Raw genomic sequence first — 10146 nt, forward strand, 5'->3', positions numbered from 1 at the left:
CGCTGTGCAGTTGAAGCAACGCGCGAGGATCACCGACTTCTGGCGTTCACGTCAAATACACGCCGTTTGAGGCAGGTGGCAGCCTGCTCCCTGAACTTGCATCTGAAACGATCCAGCCGCCGGCTGGGGTCCAAGCTGAATGGGGATCAACCCAGCGCTGTCGGGGGCGCGGCCTGCAGGCTGGTGCGCACTTGGAACAGCTCGGGGAAGAAGGTCAGCTCCAGTGCCTTGGCCAGGAAGCCCACGCCGGACGAGCCACCGGTGCCGCGCTTGAAGCCGATCACCCGCATCACCGTGCGCATGTGGCGGAAGCGCCACAGCTGGAAGGCGGTCTCCAGGTCCACCAGGTCCTCGCACAGCGCGTACTCGCGCCAGTAGCGGTCGGTGTCCTGGTAGATGCGTTCGAAGACCGGCTGCAATGCGTCGTCAGCCACGTGCGGCTGGGTCCAGTCGTGGGCCTCGTAGACCGCCGGCACGGCATGGCCGAAGCGGGCCAGGTACTTCAGGAACTCCTCGTACAGGCTCGGCGCCTCCAGCACGGTGCGCAGCTGCGCCTGCCCGGCCGGGTCATGCTCGAACACCTGCAGCATCTGCGCGTTCTTGTTGCCCAGCAGGAACTCGATGTAGCGGTACTGCAGCGACTGGAAGCCCGAAGACGGGCCCAGCACGTCGCGGAAGCCCATGTACTCGGACGGGGTCAGCGTTTCCAGCACCGACCACTGCTCGGTCAGCTGGCGCAGCACCTGCTTGCTGCGCGCCAGCACCTTGCGGCACTGCCAGACTTCATCGCGCTGCAGGAAGCCGATTGCGGCACGCAGCTCATGGCCCAGCAGCTTCAGCCACAGCTCCGAGGTCTGGTGCTGGATGATGAAGAGCATCTCGTCATGGTGCGGCGGGCTGGACAGCGGCTGCTGCGCGCTGAGCAGCTGGTCCAGCCGCAGGTAGCCGCCGTAGGTCAGGCGTCCCTGCAGGTCGGTGTGGATGCCGGCTTCGAGATCGCGTTGGTTGTTGTCGACGGACATGGGCGGGACCAGATCGGGGGCGGCAAGGGTAGCGCGTTGCCGCCGCGCTGGCAGCCGCCGGGTCCATACCGGAGCGTGCGGTTGGCCGTGGAGCATCGGCCGATCCCGGGCCTGCGCGTGGAACCGTCCAGGCCGTTGTACTGGCGGTCAGCCTGAGGCGTATTCTGATGCTTTGCAGCAACGACTGAATACGTTGTTGTTATTGGCCCCCCACCCGCCGGCAGGGGTAAAACGGGGAATCCCCGTGTTGCGGCGCAGGAAGGCTATTCCGTACGCGTTCCTTAACATGGCGATTCATATCATTTGTAACTTCTCTGTCGAAGGTGCAGTACGCAATGACGGTTGCCGCTGAATTCAAGATCGAATACCTGCAGTACCTGGATACGGACGGCAAACTCGTCCGCGATGACCTGCCCGCGTCGCTGCGCGACCCCAAGGTCCTGGTACCGCTGTTCAAGCAGATGCTGTTCGTACGTACGTTCGACAGCAAATCCATCGCACTGCAGCGCACCGGCAAGCTCGGCACCTATGCCGCCTGCCTGGGCCACGAAGCCGCACACGTGGGTATCGGCGCGGCGATGCAGAAGGACGACGTGTTCGCGCCTTCGTACCGCGAGTATGGCGCGATGTTCATGCGTGGCGTGCGCCCGCACGACGTGCTGATGTACTGGGGCGGCGACGAACGCGGCAACGATTACGGCGGCAACGCGGCCAAGGACTTCCCGTTCTGCGTGCCGATCTCCACCCAGTGCCTGCATGCCGCAGGCGCGGCGCTGAAGTTCAAGCTCAACAAGGAACCGCAGATCGCGGTGGCCGTGTGCGGCGACGGCGGCAGCTCCAAGACCGACTTCTACGCAGCACTGAATTCGGCCGGCGCCTACAAGCTCCCGCTGATCCTGTGCATCGTCAACAACGGTTGGGCCATCTCGGTTCCGCGTTCGGCCCAGACCGGTGCCGAAACGCTGGCGCAGAAGGGCCTGGCCGGTGGCCTGCACTGCCTGCAGGTGGACGGCAATGACCTGATCGCGGTGCTGGCGGCAATGGAGCAGGCGCGCGAACGTGCGCTGGCCGGCGACGGCGGCACCGTGCTGGAACTGATGACCTATCGCCTGTCCGACCACACCACCGCCGATGACGCGCGCCGCTACCGTGACGACGCCGAAGTGAAGGATGCCTGGCAGCGCGAGCCGATGCTGCGCCTGCGCAAGTACCTGATCAACGCCGGTGTGTGGAGCGAGGACGAAGAGACTGCTTGGGTTGCCGAGTGCGGCACGCGCGTGGACGAGGAAGTGAACCTGTACCTCAACACGCCGGTGCAGCCGGTCGAGGCGATGTTCGACTTCCTGTATGCCGATCCGCCGCCGGACCTGCTGGCCCAGCGTGCCCAGGCGATCGCCCTGGAGAAGCGCCATGGATGAGATCAAGAACGGCGCGCCCGGCGCGCACACCAACGCCGCCGACAGCGCTGCGGTCGCGCGCGGAGAAGAGAGCATGACCACCACCCCGATCACCCTCATCGAAGCCATCACCCAGGCGCTGGCCTGGGAGCTGGAACACGACCCGTCGGTGCTGGTGCTGGGCGAAGACGTGGGCGTCAACGGCGGCGTGTTCCGCGCCACTGCCGGTCTGCAGCAGCGCTTCGGCTCGGACCGCATCCTCGACACCCCGCTGGATGAAACCACCATCGCCGGCCTGACGATTGGTCTTGCCGCGCAGGGCATGAAGCCGGTCGCCGAAGCCCAGTTCGATGGCTTCATGTACCCGATGGTCGACCATATCGTCTGCCACGCCGCCCGCCTGCGTTATCGCACGCGTGGCCGCCTGCACTGCCCGATGGTGCTGCGCGTGCCGTGGGGCGGTGGCATCCGCGCGCCGGAACACCACAGCGAAGCCAACGAGGCGATCTTCACCAACGTGCCGGGCCTGCGCGTGGTGCTGCCGTCGTCGCCGCAGCGCGCCTACGGCCTGCTGCTGGCCGCGATCCGCGAACCGGATCCGGTGATCTACATGGAGCCCAAGCGCATCTACCGCCAGTACAAGGAAGTGGTCGTCAACGACGGCGAAGCCTTGCCGCTGGACGTCTGCTTCGTGCTGCGCGACGGCACCGACGTGACTCTGGTGACCTGGGGCGCGCAGGTGAAGGAAGCGCTGGAAGCGGCCGACAAGCTGGCCGGCGAAGGCATCAGTGCCGAAGTCATCGACGTGGCCACGCTGCGTCCGCTGGACTTCGCCACCATCGCCGAATCGGTGGCCAAGACCGGCCGCTGCGTGATCGTGCAGGAGGCCCCGAAAACCGCGGGCTTCGGCGCCGAGATCGCCGCGCGCCTGGCCGAGGAATCGATCTACGACCTGCTGGCCCCGGTCGAGCGCGTCACTGGCTACGACACCCACATTCCGCTGTTCCGCCTGGAAATGAAGTACCTGCCGAGCGTTGAGCGGATCGTGGCTGCGGCCAAGCGCGCGGTGGCGGCCGGCTGACATGCGGGCCCGCCTTCTGGGGGCTTACCGCAGCCAGTATCCCAACCCGCTCCGGTTCCGCACCGGCCAGATCGTCGAAGTAGGTGTCCGTGACGAGGAATGGCCGGCGTTTGCCTGGGTACGCACCAACGATGGGCGCGCTGGCTGGGCGCCCATCGCCTGGTTGCAGCTGCTGGACGAGGGTCGCGCCGAAGCGCTGTGCGACTACGACGCCCGCGAGCTGGATGTGGAAAGCGGCGAGATGGTGAAGCTTCATCACGAACACGGCGGGTGGTGGTGGTCCGAGCGCGCCAATGGCGCGACGGGTTGGCTGCCGGCCCGCGAACTGGAACTGCTGGAAGAGAACTGCAAATGAGCCAGACCAAGAACTTCAACCTGCCCGACCTGGGCGAAGGCCTGCCGGACGCGACCATCGTCGAGTGGTTCGTCAAGGAAGGCGATGTGATCAAGCTGGACGAGCCGCTGGTGTCGATGGAGACCGCCAAGGCCGTGGTGGAAGTGCCCTCGCCGTTCTCCGGCAAGGTGCTGAAGCTGTCCGGCGGTGCCGGCGACATCATCCCGACCGGCTCGGTGCTGGCCAGCTTCGAACTGGACCCGAACCTGCCGCAGCGTGCCGATGGCCAGGACACCGGCCACAGCCATGGTCATGCCGCACCGGCCACGCCGGCTGCCGCACCGGCCACGCCGGCTGCCGCACCGACCCCGCCGCCGCTGCCGGCTGCGCCGGTCGCTGCGGAGGAAGCCAAGCCGGCCGCCGCCGAGCGTGACGACGCCGGTACCGTGGTCGGCGCCATGCAGAGCTCCAATGCCGTGCACGCCGAACAGGCGCTGGCCGTCGGTGGCGTCAAGGCCGTGCCGGCCGTGCGTGCGATGGCGCGCAAGCTGGGCGTGGACCTGAGCCGCGTGGCCGCTACCGGCACCGATGGCGCGGTCACCATGGCCGACGTCAAGCAGGCTGCCGCCAACGGCACCGCCAAGCTCGGCGCTGCTCCGGCACCGGTTGCCGCTGCTGCCTATGCCGCGCCGGCCCCGGCGCAGGTGTCTGCCCCGGTGCAGAGCGAAGCCCGCACCCCGCTGTCCGCCGCCGGCAAGCCGATGCGTACCCAGCCGCCGGGCGTGGTCGCCAAGGGCCAGCCGGAACCGCTGAAGGGCGTGCGCCGCAACATGGCACGCGTGATGGCCGATGCGCACAGCAAGGTCGTGCCGACTACGCTGAACGACGACGCCGACATCCACGCCTGGCTGCCGGGCAACGACGTCACCGCGCGCCTGGTGCGTTCGATCGTGGTCGCCGCGCAGAAGGTACCGGCGATGAACGCCTGGTTCGACGGTGAAGCGCTGACCCGTACCCTGCACGCACAGGTGGACATCGGCATCGCCGTGGACACAGACGACGGCCTGTTCGTGCCGGCCCTGCGCAATGCCGACATGCTCGACGCACGCGGCATCCGCGAAGGCGTCAATCGCCTGCGCGAGCAGGTGGAATCGCGTTCGATCGCCGCTTCGGAACTGAGTGGCTACACCATCTCGCTGTCCAACTTCGGCATGTTCGCCGGCCGCTACGCGACCCCGGTCGTGGTGCCGCCGTGCGTGGCCATCGTCGGTGCCGGCCGTGCCCGCCACCAGATGACCCCGGTGATGGGCGGCGTGGAAGCGCACAAGGTGATCCCGCTGTCGGTCACCTTCGACCACCGCGCAGCCACTGGCGGTGAAGCCGCCCGCTTCCTGCGCGCGATGATGGACGACCTGGCACTGGCCAGCTGATCCAGCTGATCGGTGGGTGCCAACCTTGGTTGGCACATGAACGGGAAAAACGCCGGGCACTGCCCGGCTTTTTTTGTGCCCGCATCCACGCATGGCGTGGATCTACAAAACGCGTGCGATCAATCGCGCGCGACCATACCCTCGGCACAGCTGTACACACGCAGGCGATGGCCATCCGGATCCGCACCGACGAAGGTGTGGCCAAACTCCAGCGTCACCGGCGCCTGCAGAATCTGCACGCCGAGCGCGCGCCACGCATCATGCGTCTGCTGCACCGTCTCGGGGTCGGCAACCAACATCGCCAGTTCCGCGGCGCCGGCCTGCGCGGACACCGGCGGCTGCACGTCATCGCGCTGCCACAGGCCGAGCGCGGCGCCATCACCGAGCAGGAACAGCGCAAAGCCGGGCGACTGCTCGACCGGCGGCTTGCCGAGGATGCCGCTGTAGAAGGTGGCGCTGGTGGCGACGTCGCGCACGTACTGCAGCAGGGTGCTGGGCTTGAACATGGGGAAGCTCCGTTGTTGGGAGCGCTCATGGTGGTACGGGCCTGCTGACAGATTCTGTCAGCATATTCGACTGTCGGTAGAGTCGTCTGTCGGTAGAGTCGACTGTTAGCCGACTGCTCCTCCTTCAGCGTGCTTGGAACCCCGCGCTGCGCGCGATAGTCGACCGTCGGTAGAGTCGACTGTTAGTCGACTGCTCTTCCTTCAACGCGCTTGAAACCCCGCGCTGCGCGCGATAGTCGACTAACAGTCGACTCTACCCCGCCGCCCGCTCCCCGCTGTTGCTGTGGCTACGAACGGTCCAGCCAGTCCGGTGCAATGCCCTGTGCCTTCTGCCACCGTCGCAGCAGGGTGGCGCGTGGCACGAGGTAGTGATCCTCCAGCACACGCACCTGGCGGATGCGGTCCAGCCGGAAATGGCGGAAGTCCTCGCGGCCTTCGCACCACGCCGCCAGCATCGGCACTTCATCGAAGTAGCCCAGCGCGAACGGCCAGACAATGCGCTCGGTACGTTGGCCCTGCGCATCCTGGTAGCCGAACTGCAGGCGTTGTTGCGCGCTCACCGCTTCGCGCACAGCCTGCAGGCGTGCAGCAGGTACCTTGGCCGCAGCGCGCGAAGGGCCAACGCGCAGGCCGCTATCACGCAAGGCTTCCCGGCGTGCTGCGGGCAGCACATGCGCGATACGCGCCAACGCATCACGCGCGGCCTCAGCCAGCGCCGGCTCGGTGCGGGCCGCAACCCAGCGCAGGCCAAGCACCAGTGCATCGATCTCGGCGGGCGGCAGGGTCATCGGCGGCAGGGTATCGCTCGGCGCCAGCTGGTAGCCGACGCCGGCCTCACCACGCAGGTCGGCGCCTTGCTCACGCAGGGTCTCGATATCGCGGTACAGCGTGCGCAGGCTGATGCCCAGCGCTTCGGCCAGCGTCTGCCCGGCCACCGGCCGCCGATGGCGGCGCAGAAGCTGCAGCAACTGGGTCAGGCGCAGCGCACGCGACATCAGCCGACCAGTGCGCTCGATGCCACCACGTGCTCACCCGGTTGCGGGGCCAGCGCGGCCTCGACCAGAGCCTTGGCGATTTCGCTGGCCGGGTTGATCCGCCACGCCCGTGGCAACACCGGCCCCAATGCACCCAACACCGTCAGGGCCAGGCGCTCGCCACGACGCACCTCGTTGCGCTCGCCCCCGATCAGCCCTGGACGAACCAGGGTCAACGCGTTGAAGCCCAGCGCGCGCAGGTCACGCTCCAGCTCGCCCTTCACCCGGCTGTAGAAGATCGACGACTGTGGATTGGCGCCGGCCGCGGAATTCAGCACATAAGTCTGTGCACCCTGTGCCTGCGCCAGGCGGGCGAAGGCCAACGGGTAGTCATGATCGATGCGATGGAAGGCCTCACGGCTGCCGGCCTGGGCAATGGTGCTGCCCAGCGCGCAGATGACCGCGTCCACGCGCGCCCACTCCGGTGCGGCCGGCAACGCATCGAAGGCCAGCACCGGGTTCTCCAGCTTCCCGTGGGTCATGCCCAACGGGCGGCGGGTGGGCGCCACCACGGCGCTGCAGCGTGGGTCATCCAACAGCCTGGGCAGGGTCAGCCCGCCGACCAGGCCGGTCGCCCCCAGCAACATCACGCGCATCACCACCTCCACTGCGGCATCCTGTCGCCCATCCTAGCCGTTCAAGCCGTCGGCGGCCGCGCCGATATGCTGGAACCAGTCCCTGCCAGCCCCCAGGATTCGCTCCATGACGGACCAGCCCGACCACCGCTCTGCCCCCGGTACCGCCCTTGGGCCGCCGGCACGCGTGCGCTCGGTGGTGGACGATGGGCTGGGCGACCGCGTGGTACTGCAGGGCGGTGGTGGCGTGGCACTGCAGCAGCTGTTCGCCGGCGCCGACGCGCCGGAACCGCTGCTGGCCGCCTTCGCCAACGGCATGGCCACCCTGCCCGGCGAACTGGGTGACATGGGCGACCGCCTGCAGTCGGCGCAGGCCAGTGCCGATTGGCCGCGCTACGGGCGCGCGATGCGGCAGCTGATCGACAAGTACATCCGCACCATCGAACAGCATTCGCCGGGCGGTCAGCCGGAAAGCCTGCGCCTGTCCGAGCAGCTGCGGCTGCTGCTGGGTGGCGCCGTGGTGGCCCTGCTGCAGCACGACCCGGATCTGCGCGAACAAGCGCAGGCGCTGGCCACGCGCCTGCGCCAGTGGCAGCCGGGTACCGCACTGGAGCCGATCGAACAGGGCGTGCGCGAACTCGGGCACCAGGTCGGCGTGCGTGCCGAGAGCTGGCAGGAGCAGCAGGCGCTGCTGCTGGAACTGTTCGCGCTGCTGTTGGAAAACGTGAGCGAGCTGCTGGACGACCGCAGTTGGCTGCAGGGCCAGATCGCGGCGGTGCGCCAGCTGCTGGACGGGCCGCTGGAAGCCGAGGCAGTCGAGCGCACCCGTGCCGAACTGCGCGAAGTGATCTACAAGCAGGGCCTGCTGCGCCAGGGCATCGACGATTCGAAGGCGGCGATGCGCGGGTTGATGGGCGAGTTCATCGAGCGCATGGATGGCATGGCCACCAGCACCGGCGAATACCACGACCGCATCGGCAGCTACGCACTGCAGCTGCGCGAGGCGCGTAGCATCGCCGACCTCAACCAGCTGCTGCAGGACGTGATGCGCGACACCGGCAAAGTGCAGCAACAGGCCGCGCAGGCCCGCGATCACCTGGCCAATGCGCGGCAGGAAGTGGAACGCGCCGAACAGCGCATTGCCGAGCTGGAGCAGGAACTGCGTGCCGCCGGTGACCTGGCGCGCATCGATCCGCTGACCCAGGCGCTGAACCGCCGCGGCCTGGACGAACTGCTGCAGCGTGAACTGGCGCGTGCTGCGCGCAACAACTCACCGCTGGGCGTGGCGGTGATCGACCTGGATGATTTCCACCTGACCAACGAGGCGCACGGCCACGCCGGCGGCGATGCGTTGCTGCAGCACCTGGTGGCCGTTTGCAGGCTGCTGCTGCGCGCCACTGACGGCATCGCACGGCTGGGTGGCGACGAGTTCGTGCTGGTGCTGCCGGAAACCCAGGGTGCCGACAGCATGGCCACCGTGCAGCGCCTGCAACGCTCACTGGCGCACCGCGTGCTGACCGTGCAGGACCGGCGCGTGCCGGTGCACTTCAGCGCCGGGCTGGCGCAATGGCAGCCGGGCGACGATACCGAGGCTTTGCTGCGCCGTGCGGATGACGCGTTGTATGCGGCCAAGCGACAGGGCAAGAACCGCGTGCAGGCGGGCTGACCGTCCGGCCCGTCGCGAACCGCTTTGGTAGGTGCCAACCTTGGTTGGCACGAGCGCCAAACAAAGCGCCGACCAAGGTCGGCCTCTACCTTGCGACCCGCCGGTGATTACTTGCCGCGTAGCTTCTGGAACCCGGTCACCGCCGCCAGCACGATGGCGCCGGCGATGATGCCGACCACCATGTTACCCACCGCGCTGACCAGCCAGCCCCACTGCCCCTCGCCGCCCATCGCCTGTACTGCGTGGTGCAGCGCCGGCACGTTGTGCACCAGGATGCCTCCGCCCACCAGGAACATGGCAATGGTGCCGGCCACCGACAGGAACTTCATCAGCCACGGCGCCGAGGCCACCAGGCCGCGACCGAAGGCGGCCACGGCCCCACCCTTGCGCGACAGGTACAGGCCGACGTCATCGAGCTTCACGATGCCCGCTACCAGCCCATAGACGAAGACCGTCATCGCCAGTGCAACCACGGCCAGCGTGACCAGCTGGTTGGTGAACGATGCGGTGGCGACCACGCCCAGGGTCAGTACGATGATCTCGGCCGAGAGGATGAAGTCGGTGCGGATCGCGCCTTTCACCTTGTCCTTCTCCCACGCCACCATGTCCACCTGCGCGTCGGCCAGCGCCTTGCGCCGCTCGGCCTGATGCTCGGCGTCGTCCTCGGCTGAGTGCAGGAACCGGTGCGCCAGCTTCTCAACGCCCTCAAAGCACAGGAACGCGCCACCGATCATCATCAGCGGCACGATCAGCGGCACGTTCCAGCCGCGGCTGTGCAGCCAGGCCTCCAGCGCACTGATCGCCAATGCTGCGGGCACCAGGATCACCTTGTTGACCAGCGAGCCCTTGGCCACCGCCCACACCACCGGCAGTTCGCGGTTGGCGTTGACCCCGGTGACCTGCTGCGCGTTCAGCGCCAGGTCGTCGCCCAGCACGCCGGCGGTTTTCTTCGCCGCGACCTTGGTCAGGACCGAGACATCGTCGAGGAGGGTGGCGATATCGTCGAGCAGGGCGAACAGGCTGGCACCGGCCATGGGAAGTCCAGAGAGGGAATGAGCGGATTCTGACCGATCCGGTGTGGACTGCGGAAGACGTCGGATT

The 10146-nt window shown here is 67.7% G+C and carries 10 protein-coding genes; 5 read left to right on the top strand and 5 right to left on the bottom strand.

Features of this window, described 5'->3' with window-relative positions; genetic code table 11:
- Positions 1 to 146: 146 nt before the first annotated feature.
- The gene (locus tag N5C25_RS13595) at positions 147 to 1022 is read right to left on the bottom strand and encodes a tryptophan 2,3-dioxygenase family protein (protein WP_010482684.1); all 876 of its coding nucleotides are present in this window, start codon (positions 1020 to 1022) and stop codon (positions 147 to 149) included.
- A 335-nt stretch (positions 1023 to 1357) separates the two neighbouring features.
- On the opposite strand from N5C25_RS13595, the gene pdhA reads away from it, so the two are divergent.
- Genes pdhA through N5C25_RS13615 form a run of 4 tightly spaced genes read left to right on the top strand, consistent with a single transcriptional unit; the run spans position 1358 to position 5264 of the window.
- A complete protein-coding gene (gene pdhA / locus N5C25_RS13600; RefSeq protein WP_049451145.1) occupies positions 1358 to 2440 on the top strand; it encodes a pyruvate dehydrogenase (acetyl-transferring) E1 component subunit alpha in 1083 nt (360 codons plus the stop codon).
- Positions 2433 to 3500 (top strand): alpha-ketoacid dehydrogenase subunit beta, encoded by a 1068-nt coding sequence (locus N5C25_RS13605; protein ID WP_005414714.1) that lies wholly within the window; start codon positions 2433 to 2435, stop codon positions 3498 to 3500. Before pdhA ends, N5C25_RS13605 begins: the two co-directional genes overlap by 8 nt.
- A 1-nt stretch (position 3501) precedes the next feature.
- A complete protein-coding gene (locus N5C25_RS13610) occupies positions 3502 to 3855 on the top strand; it encodes an SH3 domain-containing protein (protein ID WP_012512332.1) in 354 nt (117 codons plus the stop codon).
- Complete coding sequence (locus N5C25_RS13615) at positions 3852 to 5264, top strand: dihydrolipoamide acetyltransferase family protein (protein ID WP_279937103.1); 1413 nt, start codon at positions 3852 to 3854, stop codon at positions 5262 to 5264. Before N5C25_RS13610 ends, N5C25_RS13615 begins: the two co-directional genes overlap by 4 nt.
- A gap of 119 nt (positions 5265 to 5383) precedes the next feature.
- Here N5C25_RS13615 and N5C25_RS13620 read toward each other — a convergent pair whose 3' ends face one another.
- From N5C25_RS13620 to N5C25_RS13630, 3 genes are all read right to left on the bottom strand, one after another.
- Positions 5384 to 5770 (bottom strand): VOC family protein, encoded by a 387-nt coding sequence (locus N5C25_RS13620; RefSeq protein ID WP_279937104.1) that lies wholly within the window; start codon positions 5768 to 5770, stop codon positions 5384 to 5386.
- A 287-nt stretch (positions 5771 to 6057) separates the two neighbouring features.
- A complete protein-coding gene (locus N5C25_RS13625; RefSeq protein WP_279937105.1) occupies positions 6058 to 6765 on the bottom strand; it encodes a YafY family protein in 708 nt (235 codons plus the stop codon).
- Entirely contained in the window at positions 6765 to 7400 is a 636-nt protein-coding gene (locus N5C25_RS13630; RefSeq protein WP_279937106.1) for an NAD-dependent dehydratase, read from the bottom strand. Before N5C25_RS13630 ends, N5C25_RS13625 begins: the two co-directional genes overlap by 1 nt.
- A 106-nt stretch (positions 7401 to 7506) precedes the next feature.
- Here N5C25_RS13630 and N5C25_RS13635 point away from each other — a divergent pair, with 106 nt between their 5' ends.
- The gene (locus N5C25_RS13635) at positions 7507 to 9045 is read left to right on the top strand and encodes a GGDEF domain-containing protein (RefSeq protein ID WP_279937107.1); all 1539 of its coding nucleotides are present in this window, start codon (positions 7507 to 7509) and stop codon (positions 9043 to 9045) included.
- Between the two features lie 107 nt (positions 9046 to 9152).
- Here the strand turns inward: N5C25_RS13635 and N5C25_RS13640 are convergent, their stop codons facing one another.
- Positions 9153 to 10079: a DUF808 domain-containing protein gene (locus N5C25_RS13640; RefSeq protein ID WP_005411357.1), complete on the bottom strand. Its 927-nt coding sequence runs from the start codon at positions 10077 to 10079 to the stop codon at positions 9153 to 9155.
- Positions 10080 to 10146 lie beyond the last annotated feature (67 nt).

The sequence above is a fragment of the Stenotrophomonas sp. GD03958 genome (genome assembly GCF_029839005.1).
Lineage (GTDB): Bacteria > Pseudomonadota > Gammaproteobacteria > Xanthomonadales > Xanthomonadaceae > Stenotrophomonas > Stenotrophomonas hibiscicola.

Excerpts from the sequence above, each read along its gene's own strand:
- N5C25_RS13615 (WP_279937103.1), top strand. The coding sequence starts at position 3,852 with ATGAGCCAGACCAAGAACTTCAACCTGCCCGACCTGGGCGAAGGCCTG.
- N5C25_RS13635 (WP_279937107.1), top strand. The coding sequence starts at position 7,507 with ATGACGGACCAGCCCGACCACCGCTCTGCCCCCGGTACCGCCCTTGGG.
- N5C25_RS13595 (WP_010482684.1), bottom strand. The coding sequence starts at position 1,022 with ATGTCCGTCGACAACAACCAACGCGATCTCGAAGCCGGCATCCACACC.
- N5C25_RS13640 (WP_005411357.1), bottom strand. The coding sequence starts at position 10,079 with ATGGCCGGTGCCAGCCTGTTCGCCCTGCTCGACGATATCGCCACCCTC.
- pdhA (WP_049451145.1), top strand. The coding sequence starts at position 1,358 with ATGACGGTTGCCGCTGAATTCAAGATCGAATACCTGCAGTACCTGGAT.
- N5C25_RS13610 (WP_012512332.1), top strand. The coding sequence starts at position 3,502 with ATGCGGGCCCGCCTTCTGGGGGCTTACCGCAGCCAGTATCCCAACCCG.
- N5C25_RS13620 (WP_279937104.1), bottom strand. The coding sequence starts at position 5,770 with ATGTTCAAGCCCAGCACCCTGCTGCAGTACGTGCGCGACGTCGCCACC.
- N5C25_RS13605 (WP_005414714.1), top strand. The coding sequence starts at position 2,433 with ATGGATGAGATCAAGAACGGCGCGCCCGGCGCGCACACCAACGCCGCC.
- N5C25_RS13625 (WP_279937105.1), bottom strand. The coding sequence starts at position 6,765 with ATGTCGCGTGCGCTGCGCCTGACCCAGTTGCTGCAGCTTCTGCGCCGC.
- N5C25_RS13630 (WP_279937106.1), bottom strand. The coding sequence starts at position 7,400 with ATGCGCGTGATGTTGCTGGGGGCGACCGGCCTGGTCGGCGGGCTGACC.